This is a genomic window from Streptomyces coeruleorubidus, assembly GCF_028885415.1.
Taxonomy (GTDB): Bacteria; Actinomycetota; Actinomycetes; order Streptomycetales; family Streptomycetaceae; genus Streptomyces; species Streptomyces coeruleorubidus_A.
The window spans coordinates 4,299,261-4,318,490 of sequence record NZ_CP118527.1 but is presented as its reverse complement, the minus strand read 5'-3'; the positions used below and the strand labels follow the sequence as shown (position 1 = coordinate 4,318,490).

Below are 19,230 nucleotides of genomic sequence, written 5' to 3'. Positions count from 1 at the left end.
GGGGTCTGCAAAATCTAACGGTCCGTCAGAAACCGTGGGACGGGAAGGGGCCGGGCGTGGGGAACTTCTTGGCAGGCAAGGTCGTCGCCGTCACCGGCGCCGGGCGGGGCATCGGCCGGGCGGTCGCGCTCGCGGCGGCGGCCGAGGGAGCGAAGGTCGTCGTCAACGACTACGGCGTGGCGGTCGACGGCGCCTCGCCGGCCAGTGAGGTCGCCGAGGCCGTGGTCAAGGAGATCGAGGCGGCGGGCGGGGACGCGGTCGCCGTCGCCGACGACATCTCCACCATGGCGGGCGGGCAGCGGGTCGTCGACGTGGCGCTGTCGTCGTACGGACGGCTCGACGGCGTGGTCTGCGTGGCCGGGATCCTGCGGGAGCGGATGCTGTTCAACATGACCGAGGAGGAGTGGGACCCGGTCGTCGCGACGCACCTGAAGGGCACGTTCACGGTGTTCCGGGCCGCCTCGGCGGTGATGCGCAAGCAACGCGCCGGGACGCTGATCGGCTTCACCAGCGGCAACCATCAGGGGTCGGTGTCGCAGGCCAACTACAGCGCGGCCAAGGGCGGGATCATCTCGCTCGTGCGGAGCGCGGCGCTGGGCTTGCACAAGTACGGGGTGACCGCGAACGCCGTGGCGCCGGTCGCGCGTACGCGGATGTCCGCGGGCGTGCCGATGGAGCTGGCGGAGATCGGGGAGCCGGAGGACGTCGCCGCGCTGGTGGTGTATCTGCTGTCCGACGGGGCGCGGGAGCAGGGGATCACCGGGCAGGTGTACACGGTCGCCGGGGCGAAGATCGCGGTGTGGGCGCAGCCGAGGGAGCTGCGTGCCGCGTATGCCTCCGGCGGTTGGACCGTGGAGAGGATCGCGGAGTTTCTGCCCGGGTCGGTGGGGGTGGATCCGATGCCGATGCTGGAGCGGGTGCGGGAGATGGAGAGGGCGGCTCGGGAGGGGGAGCGGCCGAACGCGTGAGGGCTCGGGGGTGCGTGTGGTGTGGCGGCTGCGGGTTCGTTGTGGCTGGTCGCGCAGTTCCCCGCGCCCCTCAGGGGCCTCATCTCAAGCCCAGTCACCGGAATAAGGCGGCTATCGTGGATTACGGGTTCACGCAGGATGACGAGGACTTTCGTGCCGAGGCTCGTGCCTGGCTCGCCACGCATGCCAAGGGCGTAACAGACCGCCGCGTCTGGGAACGCACCCTCGGAGCAGCCGGCTGGATAGGTCTCGGTTGGTCTGCGGACGGCTACGGCAACCGCACCGCCACGCTCACCCAACAGGTCGTCTGGGCCGAGGAGTACGCCCGGTCGGCCGCGCCCCCGCGCTCCGGCCACATCGGTGAGAACCTCCTGGCCCCCACGCTCATCGCGCACGGCACCGAGGAGCAGAAGTCCCGCTTCCTGCCCCCGATCGCCGCCGGCGAGGAACTCTGGTGTCAGGGCTACAGCGAACCCGGCGCCGGCTCGGACCTGGCCGGTGTCCGTACCGCGGCCGTGCGCGAGACGGACGGCCGTACCTACCGCGTCACCGGGCAGAAGATCTGGACGTCACTCGCGCACGAGGCGGACTGGTGCTTCGTGCTCGCCCGCACCGAGCCCGGGTCGAAGCGGCACCATGGACTGACCTTCCTCCTCGTCCCCATGGACCAGCCGGGCCGGATCGAGGTCCGTCCCATCCGGCAGTTGACGGGCACCAGCGACTTCAACGAGGTCTTCTTCGACGGCGCGTACGCGGAGCATGTCGTCGGTGGTGAGGGCAACGGCTGGCGCGTCGCCATGAGCCTCCTCGGCTTCGAGCGGGGCGTGTCCACGCTGGCGCAGCAGATCGGGTTCGCCGAGGAGTTGGGCAGCGTGGTGCGGGCGGCCGTGGAGTCGGGTGCGGTGCGGGATCCCGTCGTACGGGAACGGCTCGTCCGGCAGTGGGCCGAGCTGCGCGCGATGCGCTGGAACGCCCTGCGCACACTGGGCGGTTCGGGCGACGCGGGTGCCCCGAGCGTGGCGAAGCTGCTGTGGGCCGGCTGGCATCAGCGGCTCGGGGAGCTGGCGGTGCTGGTGCGGGGCGCGGCCGCGAGCGTCGGTCCGACGGACTGGTCGGCGTCGTCGCCGTACGAACTGGACGCGGCACAGCACCTCTTCCTCTTCTCCCGGGCCGACACCATCTACGGCGGCTCGGACCAGATCCAGCGCACGATCATCGCCGAGCGCGTGCTCGGCCTGCCCAGGGAGCCCAAGGGAGCCGCGTGATGCGAGGCGTGATCTTCGACGGGAAGCAGGTCCGGGTCGTCACCGATCTTGAGGTGCGGGAGCCGGGGCCGGGTGAGGTGCGGGTCGCGATCGCGGCGGCGGGGCTGTGTCACAGCGATCTGTCGGTGGTGGACGGGACCATACCCTTCCCGGTTCCTGTGGTGCTGGGCCATGAGGGCGCCGGGGTCGTGGAGGCGGTGGGTGGTGGCGTCACACATGTGACCCCCGGTGACCATGTGGCGCTGTCCACCCTTGCCAACTGCGGTACGTGCGCGGAGTGCGACCGGGGGCGCCCGACCATGTGCCGGCAGGCGATCGGGCGTCCGGGCCGGCCGTTCCGTCAGGCCGGGGTGCCGGTGCACCAGTTCGCCGCGAACTCGGCGTTCGCGGAGCGCACGGTCGTGAAGGCCGTCCAGGCGGTCCGTATCCCCGAGGACATCCCCATGGCCTCGGCGGCGCTCATCGGGTGCGGGGTGCTGACGGGGGTGGGCGCCGTGCTGAACCGGGCGCGGGTGGACCGCGGCGACAGTGTCCTGGTGATCGGGACGGGCGGGATCGGCCTGAACGTGGTGCAGGGGGCGCGGCTCGCGGGCGCCCTGCGGATCGTGGCCGTCGACGCCGACCCGGCCAAGGAGGAGGTGGCACGCGGCTTTGGTGCGACGGACTTCCTCACCTCGGCGGAGGGAGTGCGGGACATCCTGCCCACGGGCGTGGACCACGCCTTCGAGTGCGTCGGCCGTGTGGAGCTGATCCGCCAGGCGATCGACGCACTGGACCGGCGCGGCCAGGCGATCCTCCTCGGGGTACCGCCGGCCGCGGCCGAGGCGTCCTTCCGCGTCTCGTCGATGTACCTCGACAAGTCCATCCTGGGCTGCCGCTACGGCTCCTCCCGCCCCCAGCGGGACATCGCCCTGTACGCGGACCTGTACCGCCAGCGCCGGCTGCTGCTCGACGAACTCGTCACCCGTACCTACCCGGTCGAGGACTTCGAGAAGGCGGCGGCGGACGCGGAGGCGGGGCGGGTGGCGCGCGGGGTGCTCACGTTCTGACGGCCCGCCCTGTCTCTGCCGGTTCGGAAGGTCCGCCGGTAGGCGGTGGGCGTGACACCGAGCGCCGCCTGGAGGTGCTGGCGCATCGACTGGGCCGTGCCGAAGCCCGCGTCGCGGGCCACCTGGTCGACGGTGCGGTCGGTGGACTCCAGCAGGTGACGGGCCCGTTCCACGCGCTGCTGGGTGAGCCACTGGCCCGGGCTGACGCCGGTCTCCTCGCGGAAGCGGCGGGTGAACGTGCGGACCGACATGGCTTCCTGGGCGGCCATGTCGCGCAGCTGGATCGGCTCGTGGAGGCGGCCCAGGGCCCAGGCGCGGGCGGTGGTGGTGGAGGCCTGCTGCGGATCGGGCACCGGCCGCTCGATGTACTGCGCCTGACCGCCGTCGCGGTGCGGCGGTACGACCGTACGGCGGGCCACGTCGTTGGCGACGGCCGCGCCGTGGTCGCGGCGCACCATGTGCAGGCACAGGTCGATGCCGGCCGCGACGCCCGCGGAGGTCAGCACGTCGCCGTCGTCGATGAACAGCACGTCCGGGTCGACCTCGACCTTGGGGAACAGCCGCTGGAGGCGCTCGGCGTCGGCCCAGTGGGTGGTGGCGGGGCGGCCGTCGAGGAGGCCGGCGGCGGCGAGGACGTAGACGCCGGTGCAGATGGAGGCCAGCCGGGTGCCGGGCCGCAGGCGTGCGAGGGCCGCGGCAAGTTCGCCGGTCAGCACGCCCTCGTCGTAGACCGGGCCGAGTTCGTACGACGCCGGGACGATCACCGTGTCGGCGTCGGCCAGGGCCTGCGGGCCGTGCGCGACGTGGATGGCGAAGTCGGCGTCCGTCTCGACCGGGCCCGGCGGCCGGACCGAGCAGGTCACGACCTCGTACAGGTGCCGTCCCCGGGCGTCCCTGGGGCGGCCGAAGATGCGGTGCGGGATGCCCAGTTCGAAGGGCAGCAGCCCGTCGAGGGCGAGGACGACGACGCGGTGGGGACGGAAGCCGGCGCCCGGGTCCGGGCTGGGGGAGTCGGGGCCCGATGTCATGGCCCGATCCTAGCGAATGCTGTCCTCCGGGCCACTCGATGGAGCTCGGCGCAGGCCGGAAGCTCTATGGCGTGACCCAGACAAGCGAAGCCGCAGCAGTCGGACAGCAGCCGTCGAAGCCCGGCCGAGGCGGCGGCCGCGGACGTGTGCACCGGGCCTGGTTCGTCGCCGCCGTCACCTTCGTGACGATCATCGGCGCCGCCGCCTTCCGTTCCGTGCCGGGCCTGCTCATCGACCCGTTGCACGACGAGTTCGACTGGTCGCGCGGCACGATCGGCGCCGCCGTCTCGGTCAATCTCGCGCTGTACGGTCTGACGGCGCCGTTCGCGGCGGCCCTGATGGACCGCTTCGGCATCCGCCGGGTCGTCGCGGTCGCCCTGACGGTCATCGCGCTCGGTTCGGGCCTCACGGTGTGGATGACGGCGGCCTGGCAACTGATGCTGTGCTGGGGCCTGCTGGTCGGCCTCGGCTCCGGCTCCATGGCGCTGGCGTTCGCGGCGACCGTCACCAACCGCTGGTTCACCGAGCGGCGCGGCCTGGTCAGCGGCATCCTCACCGCCGCGTCCGCCTCCGGCCAGCTGATCTTCCTGCCCCTGCTGTCCTGGATCGTCGAGCGGCACGACTGGCGCCCGGCGGCCGTGACGGTCGCGCTCGCCGCCCTGGCGGTCGTCCCGTTCGTCTGGCTCCTGCTGCGCGACCACCCCGCGGACGTGGGCCTGAAGCCGTACGGCGCGACCGAGTTCGTGCCGAAGCCCGCACCGGTACCCGGCGCCGCCCGCCGGGCCGTGACCGTCCTGTTCTCGGCCGCACGCACCGGCCCGTTCTGGCTGCTCGCCGGCACCTTCGCGATCTGCGGCGCCTCGACCAACGGCCTGATCCAGACCCACTTCGTGCCCGCGGCCCACGACCACGGCATGCCCCTGACGACCGCCGCCTCGCTGCTCGCGGTCATCGGCGTCTTCGACGTCGTCGGCACGATCGCCTCCGGCTGGTTCACCGACCGCTTCGAAGCCCGGCGCCTGCTCGCCGTCTACTACTCCCTGCGGGGCGTCTCCCTCCTCTTCCTCCCCCTGCTGCTGGTGACGCCCAGCGTCCAGCCGCCGATGATCTTCTTCATCGTCTTCTACGGCCTGGACTGGGTCGCCACCGTCCCGCCCACCCTCGCCCTGTGCCGCGAGCAGTACGGCGACGACAGCGCGATCGTCTTCGGCTGGGTCCTCGCCTCCCACCAGGTCGGCGCCGCCCTGGTCGCCTTCCTCGGCGGCGTCGCCCGCGACACGTTCGGCTCGTACGACGTGATGTGGTACGCGTCGGGGGCGTTGTGCGCGGTGGCTGCGCTGATGGCGTTGGTGATCCGGCGGCGGGGGGTGGGGGTGGCGACCGGGGCCTGAGAGCGGGCTCTTGACCCTCTCCAGCGCCGCCAACACCAAGGTGGTCGGCCACGAGTGGGGGGCCGAAGTTCCGCGCGTTCCCGCACGGCAGGGCTGGACGCACGCCGAGGGGCCGGTGGCGCTGTTCAACCAGGCGGTGGGCTGGCTGTGCCGCAACCGGGTACTGCTGCCCGGGGTTTCGGAGCCGCCTTGCCCGGCGACCTGGTGGTGTTGCTGGACGTTCCCGAAAGCCGTCGGATCTCGGAGCTGGAGCGGCTGCGCCGGCCGTCGAAGCGGACGACGGGCACGGGCATGGCGAAGGCGCTGGAGCGGGTCGATGAGATCTCCTCCTTCCACCTGGGCCGGGTGAAGCCGAGTGATGCAGGTCACTCGGCTTGCCCATCACAACCGCGAGGCGGGCTGCATCCCGTGTGTGAACCGATTGCACAACAGGAGGCACATATGAGGCTCGTGGTGGTGGGAGCCGGCTACGCGGGGACGATCGCGGCGAACCGGCTGGCCAGGAAGGTGACGGCAGCGGAGATTACGGTGATCAACCCCCGTCCGGACTTCGTCGAGCGGGTGCGGCTGCACGAGCAGATCGCCGGGACCGGAGCCGCGGCGACGCCGCTGACGTCGATGCTGAGCGCAGGGATCACGACGCGGGTGGGCACCGTTGACAAGATCGGTGACGGCCAGGTCACTCTCGGCGACGGGGTGGGTCTCGACTTCGATTACCTGTTCCTCGCAGTGGGCAGCACGGTCGCACCGCTGCCGGGCACCCTGCCGGTGGGAACCTGGGAGGGCGCGGAGATGGCGCGGGCCGCGCTGGCCGAGTTGCCCGGCGGGAAGGTGGTCACCGTCATCGGTGGCGGGCTGACGGGCATCGAGACGGCCTCCGAGATCGCCTTCGGCCGCCCCGACCTCCGGGTGCGGATCGTGGGACAGACGATCGCCGCGAGCCTGTCGGCAGGAGCGCGGAAGCGGGTGCGCACCGGCCTGGACCGCTTGAACGTGGAGGTCGTGGAGGACTCCGTCGCGCAGCTTGTCCCCGACGCCGGGGAGGGAGGCGGCGACATGGTGCGTCTGAACTCGCGCGCGCCGGTCACCTCCGACCTCACGCTGTGGGCGATCATCGGCAGCGTGCCCGACCTGGCCGCCCGCAGCGGTCTTGAGGTGGATGCCGACGGGCGTGCGGTGGTCGACGAGCATCTGCGCAGCGTGACCGACCCGCGGATCTTCGTCGTCGGCGACTGCGCCGCGGTTCCCGGCTCTCGAGCGGCCTGCGCGACGGCCATGCCTCAGGGCGCACACGCGGCGGATACGCTGGCGCGGATGATCCAAGGCCGTAAGCCCAAGCCCTACTCCATGGGGTACACCGGACAGGCGTTGAGCCTGGGCCGGCGCGACGGGCTGCTGCAGGTCAACCGCAGGAACGACACCGTGCGCCGGCTCTACTTCGCCGGGCGCACCGCGGCCGTGGCCAAGGAGCGGATCTGTCGCTACGCGAAGTTCGGCGCCGGCACCGCCACCTACGCCTGGCTGCGGGGCTCGAGGTGACCGAGCAGCCGGATCCCGCGGACGAGTTCACCACGCACAGGGCCCTGCTGTTCTCGATCGCCTACGAGATCCTCGGGTCGGTGGCCGACGCCGAAGACGTCCTGCAGGACAGCTACCTGCGGTGGCGGTCGGTGAACCACACCTCGGTGGAGAACGCGCGGGCCTACCTGGCGCAGATCGTCACCCGGCAGGCGCTCGGCGTACTGCGGTCGGCCGTCCGCCGCCGGGAACAGTACGTGGGGCCGTGGCTGCCCGAGCCGCTGGTGACCGACGCTGCCGGCGACGCACCCGACGGCATCGACCATGTGCTCACCGGCGAGGCCGTGACCACCGCGATGCTGCTGGTTCTGGAGGCCCTGACCCCTACCCAGCGCGCGGTGTTCGTGTTGCGCGAGGTGTTCGGCTTCGACTACGCGGAGATCGCCGCCGCGGTGGGCAAGTCCGAGGCCGCGGTGCGGCAGTTGAATCAGCGGGCCCGCAACAGCGTGCGCGCGAGGCGACACACCGCACTCGCCACCCCTGCTGAGGCCCAGCCGGTCGCCGAACGGTTCCTGACGGCGGCCGCGACCGGTGACCTCCAAGGCCTCATGGACCTGCTCGCACCCGATGTGGTGTTCCTGGCTGACGGCGGCGGGGTCGTGAACGCGGTGCGGCGCCCCGTGGTCGGGCCGGACAAGGTGGCCAGGCTGCTTCTCGGGCTCTTGGACAAGGGCGCCCGCATGGGCGAACTCGACATCCGTATCGGCACCTACAACGGGATGCACTCCGTCGCGGTGCTCATCGACGGCGAACTCGATCAGGTGACCTCGTTCGAGATCCGCGGCGGTCTCGTGACGGCCGTCTACTGCGTCCGCAACCCTGAGAAGCTCACGGCGGTCAAGGTGTGACCCGCGCCTTCGAAGCCAAGAGCACGGTCGGGACATCGGGACGGGGACTCGGGCGATGCCCAGCATCCCCGTCTCGCCCTCTCACAATGACCGGTTGCGAGAGTTCTGCGAGAGTCCCGGAGTCGATCACGTTTCCGCAGGTCGCCGTTCGCAGAAGTCCTCTCAAAACCGGGGCGTTGTGCGAGGCAGTTCTGGCCCACTGCCGGGGTGGATCGGACGCCCGTTCAAGCAGCAATCGCGGTAGAACGAAATGACGTGACCGAGGTGTGAAGTCTCCAGGCGGGCCACCACTTCCCGGTCCCGACGGTCGAGTACCTCCGGGAGGCTGCGCTTCCACTCCTCCAGGCCTTCGACGCGCTGTTCGAGTGTCTTCGGCTCGCTGGTGACGACGACGGCGTTGTACGCCTCGGTAGCGACTGCCGTCTTGACGATGCCGCCCACTTCCAGCAAGCCGAGATCACGTAAAGGGTGGCTGCCGCAGACATGCCCGGAGAGTACTGCGCACGACGGGCGTGGAGTGCCTTGTAGCCGCCTACGAGGCACGAGAGTTCAGTCGTCGGGACCTGCTTCACGTCACCAGCCCACCAAAGTCGTTTTCGCGGCACCAGACGGTCAAGAGTCGTCAGCAAAGCAAGATCAACTGCTTAGCGCTAATGGCTGTTCCGATGTTCCCCGAGGCCGAACAAGATCAGACGCCTGGAGCCACGTAGCAGATGGCGTCGATCCGCTGTCCTGGGCCGTAGTGGTGCTCGGCCAGGCCGGTCCGGAGCCAGCCGAGGCGGTCGTAGAGGCGGATGGCGGCTTTGTCCTTGACCATGACGTCCAGTACGAGGCGGCGGTTGTGGCGCAGGCCGTAGGCCATTGCCGTTCGGACCAGCCGCTCACCCAAGGACTGCTTCCGTGCCTGGCGGACGACGAAGAGGCGGGCCAGTACGCCGATGTGGAGCTCTTCGGCCCCGCTCCTTTCGGCCCAAAGGGACACGGCGGCCTCGCCATTGGGTCGCATCACAGCGACATGACCGACGATCTCTCCTTCCGTTGCCGCGATCCAGGAGGCCAGCACGTCATCCGAGCGCAGCCACTCCTCCGGGTGGGCGACGCCTTCCACCGGATAGCCGTCGGTGGCGTGCACGTCTGTCAGCGCGGCGGCCGCGCCGGGGAGGTCCGTGTGCTCGAAGGGGCGGATGACAGTGCTCTCCATGCCGGTCTCCTTCGTGTCGTCGGGATCATTCGACGGGCAGTTCGTAGAGAAGGCCGGTCCGGTCGGCGCGGTGTACGTACCGGGACACCTCGAAGGGTTCGCCCTCCTGGTCCAGGCTGGTGTGCAGGACCTCGATGACGGGGACTCCGGACGGCAGGTCCAGTACCGCCGCTTCCGCCGGGGTGGGCATGCGTGCGGTGATCTCGTCCCGCACGCGGGTCATGATGTGGCCGAGTTCTTCCAGCCGGCCGTAGATCCCGTTCTTGCCTGTCTTCGGCTGCGTCAGGGCGGTGTCCTGCGCCTCGTCCCAGCGGAGGTACGTCGACACGATCTGCACGGGTTCGTCGTCGGCGAAGTAGTGGTTCTCGCGGTGCAGCACACTCTCCTCGTCGACCGGGACCGCGAGGCGCTCGGCGACATCGTGGGGCGGGCACTCCCGGGCGATGCCCACGACCTCGATGCGCGCCTCCTTGCCCTGGCGCTTGGCCTCGAGTCGGAACGGGGTCAGGCCGGTCTCGCGGTTGCTGCGCGAGTAGCGGTCACTGCCGAAGCGGAGCAGCCGCTGCGGTTCCCGGACAAAGACACCGCTTCCGTGCCGCACCGTCACCAGGCCTTCTTCCGCGAGGAGTCGGATCGCCTCACGGGCCGTGTTGCGGGCGGTTCCGTACCGCTCCGCGAGGGTGCGCTCCGAGGGCAACTTCTCACTGGGAGTGAGGCGCCCGGCTTTGATGGAGGCTCGCAGTTCCTCGGCGATACGCCTGCTCGGCGGTGGGTTCGAGGAGGGCCCGGATGGTGTCATACCTCCAAGCATAGCAACTGGCTTAAGCCAGTTGCTTGACGCGGTGGGTTGCTCGTCGCCAGACTGGCTTGAGCCAGTAACTGGCCGTTAATACCCGGATGATGCCGGGGCGGTGCCCTACCGCCAAGCAGTACACCGCCCCGGTTTCCCCATGAAGGGAGCATTCATGATGCCCGTGACACCACCGGCAGCGGGAGAGGGCGCGTGACCTACGACCGGAACACCGTGGCCGCACCTTCAGGCCTGCGACCTCTGCCCTGGGAGACGGATGCGGGAAAGCCCTGTTTCCTGTCCGCGGACGACGCCGACGGGCCGTTGTCCCGGCTCGCGGACGAGGTCGAGGCGGACCAACTCCAGGACGGAGCCGATGTCCTGGCGGGCGCCAGAGCGGTCCTCGACGATGGCAAGGCGGGCGAGTACGCGTTACGACGGGCGCTTCGGACGACCACGCAGGTGCTCGGCGTCGTGTTGCGCGTTGCCGACAGCAGGGGTATCCGCTTGTCCCAGCGGGATGAGTGACCATGGGAATGACCAATACGCTTGCTCTTTCGCCGAGTGCGTACTGGCGCGTAGGCCTGGCTATAAGGGCGTCCATGCCCAGTGCCGTCAGCTGAGAGACGGGCCTCTGCCGCACTCCAGGCGCTTACTGCTCGTTGCCCGCTGCTGTTGCTCGTGCCACCGGCAACCGTCGGCGGCCGAGCGCTAGCAAGGGTGATCGTCGGCGAACTCCCCTTCCGCTGTGGCGAAAATCTTGGCGGGAGGGGGCCGGAGCGCAGAGCGCGTACTGTGAGGCTGCTCGGCGACGGGGGCGGTGTGGTCGCGCTTCGCATGGCATCAATGCAGACCGACCGCCATATTTCTTGGTCGCTCCGAGCCGACTCCCTTGCGTCCGACATGGCGTCAAGATCATTGCGTTCATAAGCCCCGCTGTGAGGAGCGCGGTTTGCGGTGCCTGCGGGCAAGTCGGCTTCAGGCGCCGGTGCTCGCGGTGGTTGCTGAATTTCGCCGCCGTTCAGCCCGGCTGCTGCCGCCCGTTGCTTCCGGCCTGGACAACCGGGCGTACCACGAGGCCACGGCGATCAGGCAGCAGATCAGCGCGAGCGACGTGGCGTTGAACCCGCCGTGGAAGAGGGTCTCGGCGAGGTACGTGGCGCCGGGCAGGGTGGTCAGCAGCACCATGGCCACCATCGGATCGGCGCGCTGCAGTCCGGCCTGCAGCAGGAACAGCGGGATGGTCACTGCCAGTACGCCTAGCAGGAGCAGCGTGAGCGGCTCGGCCCCCCACTGCGGACCGGGTCCGCCGGCCGCCAACAGGAGTGCCCCGCCGCACAGGTAGGTGAGGTGAAAGCGGTGGGCGGTCACGTACACGGGATCGACGCCGCGCTGCCCCAACTTGGCTGAGATCAGCGCCAGTACCGCAGCCCCGATGCCGGCGCCGGCGACTAGGGCGAGCCCAAGGGCTGTGCCGGCCGACGGCTGCACACCGCCGGTGCCGGTGAAGCTCCAGGCGATGCCGAGGCCGAGCAGGACCAACACGGCAGCGGCCGCCGTGCCCTGCCTGGTGGGGCGCCGCCCGTACCCGGCCAGCCCGAGCAGAGCCAGGACGGCGGGCCCGATTGCCGTCTCGATGCCGGTGGCGAGCGCGGAAGGTACCCAGCTCAACGAGGCGTAGAAGCCGAGAAAGGTTACCGCTGTGACCACGTTCATCAGCGCGAGCAAGCCTGTGGCCTTCGGGGAAGCGGCGGCCGGTCCGCGCCGCACCCGGCGCACCAGCAGTGCGGCGTTGAACAGCACCGCCGCGGCACCGAACCCTGTACAGGAAAGCGTCAGGCTCGCCGTGGCGTCCAGCCGCCCAGAGATGTAACCGAACACCCCGGCTTGCAGCAGCACCGACGCGACGATGCGCACTATCGGCACGATTTACCTTCCTATCCATACGAACGAACCGGTATGAGACGACCGGCCCCAGCCAGCCTGCCGAGGCAAACCCAGTTTGAGGTTGCCGTGTTCGTCCTGGGGTCAGTGCAGCAGGGACAACTTCTTGGTCAATGGGTCCAGGACATCGCGCTGTCCGAACAAAGCGATTCCGTAGTAGTCCAGGCCCTGCTCGGGCGTGGTCTTCATCCGGTCGACCTGTTCTGCGTAGGTATCCCCGGTCATCTCTGCGGTGAAGTCGGTGTACAGCAGTCCCGAAGCGTCGGCCTGATCGCGCAACCGCCGGACCCAGGCCGGGCGCCCTTCGAGGACAACAAGGGAGAGCCCGGAGATGGGGGCGTGGCTTCCGCCATCAGCGTCCGAGAACGTAAGGAACGACATCTTGCGCAGCAGCTCCGGCTGTTCGGTGGCTGCCTTGGCAGCCAGACCCAGGCACAGGTGCGACGCCGCATTCGCCGCCACCCCGGGGGGAAGTTTCCCCTTGAGGGCGACGACGAATTTGTAGCGGCTGTCGACCTCCGTCGCAGCGACACAAGCGGGGTTGGCAGTGAGTGCGGTCATGGCGACCTCTTTCGGCCTCTCAAAGGAATGTCACTGAGGGGAGCCTCAGGCGGTGATCTAGAGACTGGTCCAGACTCGCCCGCCGGTCTTGTACGTTCTTGCACCCCGTCACAACGAGTCGCCTGGGCCGGTCAGGACCGCAAAGATGTACAGCGCCGCCTCGATTTGTGCCTTTGTGTGGCTGTCGGGTTCTCCTGCCAACCTGACAAAGACGACACCGGATCCTGGATCGGCTGCGACCTCGGACTCCAGGAAGCTGCGCATCTCCATGCCACGTGTGGAATCGGATGGACACGGCTCGGTGCGGTGGCCGATGATCTCCGGCATGATCCGGGCCGCCACTGTGGACGACATCGCGGAGATCCGCGCGATGATCCGCGAACTCGCCGAGTACGAACGGGCCGCCGAGCAGGCCCGAGCGACCGAGGAGCAGCTCCGCGAGGCGCTGTTCGGAGAGCATCGCGCTGCGTTCGCGCTGATCGCCGAGGACGACGAGACGGGCGAGGCCGTGGGCTATGCCCTGTGGTTCCCCCGCTTCTCGACCTGGACCGGCATGCGCGGCATGCACCTGGAGGACCTCTACGTACGGCCGCACGCCCGAGGCGGAGGACACGGCAAGGCTCTGCTCGCCGCCCTGGCCGCGGTCTGTCGGCAAAACGGCTACGAGCGCTTCGAGTGGTGGGTCCTGGCCTGGAACGAGCCGACGATCGACTTCTACAAGTCGCTCGGCGTGGAGCTCCTGAACGAGTGGACGGTATGCCGGCTGAGCGGTGAACCACTCAGGGAACTCGCCGCCCAGGCCCCGGCAGTCCGCAACCAGACACCGGCCCTGTAGGACGGGGGGTCATGCAGCCTCCTGTCGCAGCTGTGATCGAAGCCCACCGGAGACTGGAAAGGCTCGTGGCCGGGCTGAACGACCGGCAGGTCGCCGAGGCGTCCGCTCTTCCGGGCTGGTCACGCGGTCATGTCCTCGCGCATCTCACCGACAACGCGAGGATGTTCGCCCGTCTCGCGGAACACGCCCTGCGCGGTGAGCTCGTAGCGGGCTACGAGGGCGGGGTGGACGAGCGCAACGCGATCATCGAGGCCACGGCGGGCCGCGGCGCGGCCGAGCATCGCGCGCGGCTCGCCGCGCACACGGCTGGGCTGGAGGCAGCCTGGGCACGCGCCACCGACGTGGACTGGAGTCGTCCGGTCACGTTCCGCGATGCGGACCTTGCCGCCACCGTCTTCGCACGCTGGCGCGAGGCATGGATCCACATGGTCGATCTGGAGCTCGGCGTGCGGCCGGACGACTGGCCCGAGGACCTGGCCGCACACGCCGTCGACTTCCTCCTCGGCCGCCTTCCGGCAGGCACACGCGTCCGTGCCGAGGACGTGGGCCGCCAGTGGTCCGTCGGCGACGGGCCGCCGGGCACGGTGGTCACCGCAGGCGTGCGCGACCTGGCGGCCTGGCTGGCCGGACGTACGCCCGTGGTGCCGCCGGTGGCGCAGAAGGAGCTGCCTGCGCTCGGGCCCTGGCCGCCCCATCCCCCACAGCGCCTGGACCGCGGGTGACGGCGTCACCGGGCAGGGTCGCTGGGGAGCGCGTCGATGTGTGAGTACCCGCGTGAGAATCCGTCGGCGGTTGATCAGCGCGGAAGCCATGAAGCAGTCAGAGAGGTCAGTCGATGACACTCGGTATGGTTCTCGGTGACGTGGTCGTCGTGGCGTCGCTTGTTCGTTCACGCTCGACCTTCCGAGGAGTTCGCCGTGTCCACGATCCACTGGACCGAGGCTCAAGCCCGTTCCGCCCGCTGGCACTCCGAGTCCGGGCTGCCCCTGCCCCGCCGGGTCGTCGTCGCCGACGACCGGATGAAGGCCGCCGTCGCCTACCGTCTGGCCTGCGAGGGCACCGCGTTGTTGTGGCGCGGGGATTTCCAGAACGCGCGCCAGTTGTTGCGCGCGATGGACCGCCGTGTCGGCCGTGCCGCGCCCGGTGCGGCTCAGACGCCGGCCGATACCTTCCGTCTGCAACGCCGGTTCCGCGCTCACCGTGCGCGCGTGCTCGGCAAGTTGCTCGTTCTGCTGGAGGAGGGATACGTACTGGCGCTGCGCCGGGCGCCTGATGTGCGGTCGGCGTGCACCGATGCGTACGGGCCCTCCGACGTACCCATGGCCGTCGCCCTCACCGAGCTGCTGGGTGTGATCAGTGCCCGGCAGTGGCGGGAGAAGGGGGTGTACGTTCCGGCGCTGGACGCGCGGATCCATCCGCATTACGGGGTGTTCGCGCCGACGAGGGGCGAGTACGTCGGTCTCGTCGCGCGGGCGCCGCTGCCGCGTGGTGGCGGTGTGCGTACGGCGTTCGACCTGGGCACGGGCACCGGTGTGCTCGCCGCCGTGCTCGCCCGGCGGGGCGTCGGGCGGGTCGTGGCCACGGACGTCAGCGCGCGGGCGCGGGAGTGCGCGAGGGACAACGTGGAGCGGTTGGGGCTCGGGCAGGCGGTCAGCGTCACCGGCCCCGAGCTGTACCCCGAGGGACGCGCGGATCTGGTGGTGTGCAACCCGCCCTGGATTCCCGCCCGGCCCGCCTCCGACCTCGACCTGGGCGTCTATGACGCGGGCGGCGGCATGCTCCACGGGTTCCTCGACGGGCTCGCCGGCCGGCTGGAGCCGGGTGGTGAGGGCTGGCTCGTCCTGTCCGATCTGGCCGAGCGGCTCGGGCTGCGCAGCCGGGAGGAGCTGATGGCCGCCGTGGAGGGGGCCGGGATGCGGGTCGTCGACCGTCTGGACACCCGCCCGAGCCATACGCGCGTGCGGGACACGGACGATCCGCTGCACGCCGCACGGGCCGCCGAGGTCACGTCACTGTGGCGGCTGGCCGTCGCCTGATCCGTACCGGCTCGATCAGTCCGACAGCCGCGCGAAGCGCCCTCGGTGGAAGAGCAGCGGTCCGTCCGGATCGCCGGCGGCCGTGCCGAGGGCGTCGACCCGGCCGACCACGATGAGATGGTCGCCGCCGGTGTGGACGGCGTGGATCGTGCAGTCGATCCAGGCGACGGCACCCGACAGGCGCGGCGAGCCGGACGCCGGCGCCGCGTCGTACGCCACACCCGCGAACTTGTCCGCGCCGCTCACCGCGAAGGCGCGGCACAACTCGCCCTGGCCGGCGCCCAGGACGTTCACGCAGAACACCCCGGCCCGGGCGATACGCGGCCAGGTCGTCGACGTGCGTCCGACCATGAAGGCGACCAGCGGCGGGTCGAGGGACAGGGACGTGAAGGACTGGCAGGCGAAGCCCGCGGGGGAGTCGTCGGGGGAGTCGCCCGTGGCGGCGAGTGGTGCCGTGATCACGGCCACGCCCGTCGCGAAGTTTCCGAGGACGCGGCGGAACTCCGCCGGGTCCAGCGGAGCGGGCTCGTCCTCGCCGACGCACCGCAACTCGGGGCGCGGCAGCGCCTCGACGGGCTCCGGGGCGGGTGTGCGGACCGACCTGAGGTAGCGGACGGCGGCTTCGGCCATTCCTGCTTGTCCCATCACATACGTCATTCAAGCTGACGAAGCGTCAGATGGGAAGGCTCAGTGACCCTCGTACACGGGGCTGCGCCGCTCCACGAAGCTCCGTACGCCCTCCCGCGCGTCCGCCGTCGTCATGTTGATCTCCTGCGCGGCGGCCTCGGCGGCGAAGGCGGTGGCGCGGTCGGCGTCGAGGGAGGCGTTGACGAGCTGCTTGGTCAGGGCCAGGGCGCGGGTCGGGCCGGTGGCGAGGCGTTCGGCCCAGGTTCGTGCCGTCTTGTCCAGGTCGCCGTCCGGGACGACCCGGTTCACCAGGCCCATCCGCTCGGCGTCGGTCGCCGTGAGCGCGTGGCCGAAGAACATCAGTTCCTTGGCGCGCTGCGGACCGATGAGGCGGGGCAGGAGGTAGGCGCCGCCGCCGTCGGGGACCAGTCCGCGCCGCACGAACACCTCGATGAACCGGGCGGATTCGGCCGCGAGGACGAGATCGCAGGCGAAGGCGAGATGCGCGCCCAGCCCGGCCGCCGTGCCGTTCACCGCCGCGAGCACCGGCTTCTCGCAGTCCAGGACGGCGGCGATCAGGCGCTGGGCGCCGGTGCGGAGGGTGCGCGCGACATCCCCGGCGACGCGTTCGCCGGTCGTCGTGGCGGCGGTGCCTCTGAGGTCCGCGCCGGCGCAGAAACCGCGCCCCGTTCCCGTGAGCACGACCGCTCGTACCTCCGCCGACGCGGACGCCTCCGACAGCAGCCGCACGATCTCGTCCCGCTGGTCGGGCGTGAGGGCGTTGAGGGTCTCGGGCCGGTTGAGGGTGATGGACAGGACGTGGTCGCCCGTCGTGTGCAGGACGGCGGCTTCCGTCATCGGCCGCACACCGCCAGCGCGTCCAGCGCCACCGCGCCCTGCCCCTGCGGCAGGACCATCAACGGGTTGATGTCCAACTCCGCCACCTGGTCCCCGAGTTCGAGCGCCATGCGCTGCACCCGCAGGACGACCTCCACGAGCGCGTCCAGGTCCGCCGGCGGCCGCCCCCGGACCCCGTCGAGCAGCGGTCGCCCGCGCAGCCCGGCGAGCATGTCCCGCGCCTGCTCCTCACCGAACGGCGGCACGCCTACGGCCGTGTCGCGCAGGACCTCCACGAGCACGCCGCCGAGCCCGACGGTCACGGTCGGCCCGAACAGGTCGTCGTGCGTGATTCCGACGACCATCTCGACGCCCTGCTCGACCATCTGGCAGACCAGCACGCCGTCCAGCGGGACATCCTCGTAGCGGGCGATGTCGGTCAGCTCCCGGTAGGCGTCGCGGACCTGGCTCGCCGAGGTGAGCCCGATCTTCACCAGGCCCAGGTCGGTCTTGTGGGCGATCCGGGCGCCCGAGGCCTTCATCACCACCGGGTAGCCCACCTGTCCCGCCGCCCGTACGGCCGCCGCCGCGCTGGTCACCAACTGCTCGCGCGGCACGCGGATGCCGTACGCCCGCAGCAACTGCTTCGCCGCGTGTTCGCTGAGCTGCTCGCCGGGTCGCATGAGCGCCTGGGCCTTGCGGTAGGACGGCGAGGGGGTGCGCGGGGCGTCGTCGAAGGGGGAGCGGTAGCCGGTCCTGAAGCGGTGGTGGCCGAGGTAGGCGCGGACGGCGGTGAGGCAGTTGCCGACCGTGCGGAAGGTGGCCACGCGGGAGGAGCCGAGCAGGACCTCGCGGTAGGCCGGCTCGGTGCCCACCGGTGATCCCCAGACCACGCACACCAGCTTGTCCGTCTGCTCCGCCGCGTCCACCAGGTCCCGTACGAGGCGGTCGCTGAGCGGGGGGAACGGCCCGGTGATCGGGCAGACGAGCACGCCCACCTCGGGGTCGTCGAGGATCGCGTCGATGATCTTGCGGCCGCGCCGGTCGCCGACCGGGTGCCCGCCGTTGTCGACGGGGTTGGCGACGCTCAGGTACTCGGGTATCCACTGGTGCAGCTCGGCCTGCCGGGCCTCGGACAGGACCGGCAGCCGCAGGCCCGCCTCGGTCGCCAGATCGGCGACGTGCGCGCCCGTGCCGCCGGAGATCGAGTAGACGACGACCCCGTCGGCGCGCGGCGGGCGGGCCCGGGCCAACAGGGCTGCCGTGTCCTGGAGTTCGTCGAGCCCGTCGACCCTGATCACGCCGTACTGCCGTAGCGCCGCGTCCACCACCGCGTCCGCGCCGGTCAGCTTGCCGGTGTGGGAGGCGGCCGTGCGGGCGCCGGTCTCGGTGCGGCCCACCTTGACCGCGACGACCGGCACGCCGCGCCGGGCGGCCCGGTCGGCGGCGAGCAGGAAGGAGCGGCCGTCCTTCAGCCCCTCCAGGTAGCAGGCGATGGCGCCGACCTCGGGCTGCTCGGCGAAGTAGGAGAGGAAGTCGGCGGTCTCCAGGTCGGCCTCGTTGCCGGTGGGCGCCCAGTGGGAGAGCCGGATGCCGAGTTCCTGGAGGGCGAAGACGGGGCGGCCCTGGTGGCCGGACTGGGTGATCAGCGCGATCGCCGGCCCCTGAAGGTCGTCGCGGAACCGCTGGAAGGCGTTGAGGTTGGTGTTGGGCCCCAGCAGCCGCATCCCTGACCGCTCGACGGCGGCGGACAGTCGCCGCTGGGCGGCCTCGCCCTCCGGCCCGGTCTCCGCGAATCCGGAGGCGAAGACGACCGCGAACCGTGCCTTGGCCTCGGCCAGTTCCTCGACGACCGGCAGCGGGTCGCCGACCAGTACGACGGCCAGATCGACCTGCTCGGGCAGGTCGGCGACGGAAGGGGAGCAGGGCGTGCCGAAGACGGACGGCCGGCTCGGATGCACCGGATACAGCCGGGCCCCGACCAGCTCGGCCCAGTCGGCCAGTTGCCGCGTGATGCCGGTGTGGGGGCGCCCCTCGGCATCGGACGCGCCGATCACGGCGACGGACCGCGGGCGGAAGAAGCGGTCCAGGTCGGGTACGTCGGCGTGCAGCGGGCGCCCGCTGACGTCGAGGTCTCCCAGCCGGGCCGGATGGCCGTGCACGATGGGCCCGGACCGCTCGCCACAGGCGATGGCCCGGGTCCGGCGGGAGTCGGTGGTGAGGGTGCCGTGGGTCGATCCAAGCATCGTTCCGCCCGCTCCTGTGAGACAGC

20 protein-coding genes and 1 pseudogene are annotated in these 19,230 nt (G+C 70.8%); 11 read left to right on the top strand and 10 right to left on the bottom strand.

All coding sequences use genetic code 11. The annotated features are described in order from the left end of the window. Positions 1–56: 56 nt before the first annotated feature. The 3 genes from PV963_RS19965 to PV963_RS19955 all read left to right on the top strand — a co-directional run bounded on the left by PV963_RS19965 (position 57) and on the right by PV963_RS19955 (position 3,282). Complete coding sequence (locus PV963_RS19965) at positions 57–968, top strand: SDR family NAD(P)-dependent oxidoreductase (protein WP_274817100.1); 912 nt, start codon at positions 57–59, stop codon at positions 966–968. Positions 969–1,084: 116 nt separating this feature from the next. Next, a complete protein-coding gene (locus PV963_RS19960; RefSeq protein ID WP_274817099.1) occupies positions 1,085–2,233 on the top strand; it encodes an acyl-CoA dehydrogenase family protein in 1,149 nt (382 codons plus the stop codon). After that, positions 2,233–3,282 (top strand): alcohol dehydrogenase catalytic domain-containing protein, encoded by a 1,050-nt coding sequence (locus PV963_RS19955; protein ID WP_274817098.1) that lies wholly within the window; start codon positions 2,233–2,235, stop codon positions 3,280–3,282. Before PV963_RS19960 ends, PV963_RS19955 begins: the two co-directional genes overlap by 1 nt. On the opposite strand, the gene PV963_RS19950 is transcribed toward PV963_RS19955, so the two are convergent. Then, positions 3,204–4,310 (bottom strand): GlxA family transcriptional regulator, encoded by a 1,107-nt coding sequence (locus tag PV963_RS19950; RefSeq protein ID WP_274817097.1) that lies wholly within the window; start codon positions 4,308–4,310, stop codon positions 3,204–3,206. The two genes, PV963_RS19955 and PV963_RS19950, sit on opposite strands and share 79 nt — an antisense overlap. A gap of 71 nt (positions 4,311–4,381) precedes the next feature. On the opposite strand from PV963_RS19950, the gene PV963_RS19945 reads away from it, so the two are divergent. The 4 genes and pseudogenes from PV963_RS19945 to PV963_RS19935 all read left to right on the top strand — a co-directional run bounded on the left by PV963_RS19945 (position 4,382) and on the right by PV963_RS19935 (position 8,127). Next, the gene (locus PV963_RS19945; protein WP_274817096.1) at positions 4,382–5,701 is read left to right on the top strand and encodes an MFS transporter; all 1,320 of its coding nucleotides are present in this window, start codon (positions 4,382–4,384) and stop codon (positions 5,699–5,701) included. Between the two features lie 59 nt (positions 5,702–5,760). Further along, positions 5,761–6,058, top strand: a pseudogene (locus PV963_RS43645) (hypothetical protein); the annotation flags it as partial. 84 nt (positions 6,059–6,142) lie between these two features. Beyond that, a complete protein-coding gene (locus tag PV963_RS19940; RefSeq protein WP_342456438.1) occupies positions 6,143–7,240 on the top strand; it encodes an NAD(P)/FAD-dependent oxidoreductase in 1,098 nt (365 codons plus the stop codon). Then, positions 7,237–8,127, top strand: coding sequence for an RNA polymerase sigma-70 factor (locus tag PV963_RS19935; RefSeq protein ID WP_274817094.1), 891 nt, complete (start codon positions 7,237–7,239; stop codon positions 8,125–8,127). The genes PV963_RS19940 and PV963_RS19935 overlap by 4 nt, the downstream gene beginning before the upstream one ends. Positions 8,128–8,289: 162 nt before the next feature. Here the strand turns inward: PV963_RS19935 and PV963_RS19930 are convergent, their stop codons facing one another. The 3 genes from PV963_RS19930 to PV963_RS19920 all read right to left on the bottom strand — a co-directional run bounded on the left by PV963_RS19930 (position 8,290) and on the right by PV963_RS19920 (position 10,127). Then, positions 8,290–8,577 (bottom strand): hypothetical protein, encoded by a 288-nt coding sequence (locus PV963_RS19930; protein WP_274817093.1) that lies wholly within the window; start codon positions 8,575–8,577, stop codon positions 8,290–8,292. 238 nt (positions 8,578–8,815) lie between these two features. Continuing rightward, complete coding sequence (locus PV963_RS19925) at positions 8,816–9,328, bottom strand: GNAT family N-acetyltransferase (protein WP_274817092.1); 513 nt, start codon at positions 9,326–9,328, stop codon at positions 8,816–8,818. Between the two features lie 25 nt (positions 9,329–9,353). Beyond that, complete coding sequence (locus tag PV963_RS19920; protein ID WP_274817091.1) at positions 9,354–10,127, bottom strand: GntR family transcriptional regulator; 774 nt, start codon at positions 10,125–10,127, stop codon at positions 9,354–9,356. Positions 10,128–10,331: 204 nt separating this feature from the next. Between PV963_RS19920 and PV963_RS19915 the strand changes: the two genes are divergently transcribed. After that, positions 10,332–10,646: a hypothetical protein gene (locus tag PV963_RS19915; RefSeq protein ID WP_274817090.1), complete on the top strand. Its 315-nt coding sequence runs from the start codon at positions 10,332–10,334 to the stop codon at positions 10,644–10,646. A 450-nt stretch (positions 10,647–11,096) separates the two neighbouring features. Here PV963_RS19915 and PV963_RS19910 read toward each other — a convergent pair whose 3' ends face one another. The 3 genes from PV963_RS19910 to PV963_RS19900 form a co-directional block, all read right to left on the bottom strand. After that, positions 11,097–12,035, bottom strand: a complete 939-nt coding sequence (locus PV963_RS19910) for a hypothetical protein (protein WP_274817089.1) — start codon at positions 12,033–12,035, stop codon at positions 11,097–11,099. 111 nt (positions 12,036–12,146) lie between these two features. After that, positions 12,147–12,623 carry a DUF2000 domain-containing protein gene (locus PV963_RS19905; protein WP_274817088.1) on the bottom strand — a complete coding sequence of 159 codons (477 nt, stop codon included), beginning with the start codon at positions 12,621–12,623 and terminating at the stop codon, positions 12,147–12,149. Between the two features lie 108 nt (positions 12,624–12,731). Beyond that, on the bottom strand, positions 12,732–12,950 hold the full coding sequence (locus PV963_RS19900; RefSeq protein ID WP_274817087.1) for a hypothetical protein: 219 nt from the start codon (positions 12,948–12,950) through the stop codon (positions 12,732–12,734). Here PV963_RS19900 and PV963_RS19895 point away from each other — a divergent pair. From PV963_RS19895 to PV963_RS19885, 3 genes are all read left to right on the top strand, one after another. Next, complete coding sequence (locus PV963_RS19895; protein WP_274817086.1) at positions 12,949–13,458, top strand: GNAT family N-acetyltransferase; 510 nt, start codon at positions 12,949–12,951, stop codon at positions 13,456–13,458. The two genes, PV963_RS19900 and PV963_RS19895, sit on opposite strands and share 2 nt — an antisense overlap. Before the next feature lie 11 nt (positions 13,459–13,469). Next, positions 13,470–14,180 carry a maleylpyruvate isomerase family mycothiol-dependent enzyme gene (locus tag PV963_RS19890; protein ID WP_274817085.1) on the top strand — a complete coding sequence of 237 codons (711 nt, stop codon included), beginning with the start codon at positions 13,470–13,472 and terminating at the stop codon, positions 14,178–14,180. 195 nt (positions 14,181–14,375) lie between these two features. After that, positions 14,376–15,494, top strand: coding sequence for a class I SAM-dependent methyltransferase (locus tag PV963_RS19885; RefSeq protein WP_274817084.1), 1,119 nt, complete (start codon positions 14,376–14,378; stop codon positions 15,492–15,494). A 15-nt stretch (positions 15,495–15,509) separates the two neighbouring features. Here the strand turns inward: PV963_RS19885 and PV963_RS19880 are convergent, their stop codons facing one another. Genes PV963_RS19880 through PV963_RS19870 form a run of 3 tightly spaced genes read right to left on the bottom strand, consistent with a single transcriptional unit; the run spans position 15,510 to position 19,204 of the window. Then, positions 15,510–16,124, bottom strand: coding sequence for a flavin reductase family protein (locus tag PV963_RS19880; protein WP_274822070.1), 615 nt, complete (start codon positions 16,122–16,124; stop codon positions 15,510–15,512). Between the two features lie 57 nt (positions 16,125–16,181). After that, the gene (locus PV963_RS19875) at positions 16,182–16,979 is read right to left on the bottom strand and encodes an enoyl-CoA hydratase/isomerase family protein (protein WP_274817083.1); all 798 of its coding nucleotides are present in this window, start codon (positions 16,977–16,979) and stop codon (positions 16,182–16,184) included. Then, positions 16,976–19,204, bottom strand: a complete 2,229-nt coding sequence (locus PV963_RS19870; protein ID WP_274817082.1) for an acetate--CoA ligase family protein — start codon at positions 19,202–19,204, stop codon at positions 16,976–16,978. The genes PV963_RS19875 and PV963_RS19870 overlap by 4 nt, the downstream gene beginning before the upstream one ends. Positions 19,205–19,230 lie beyond the last annotated feature (26 nt).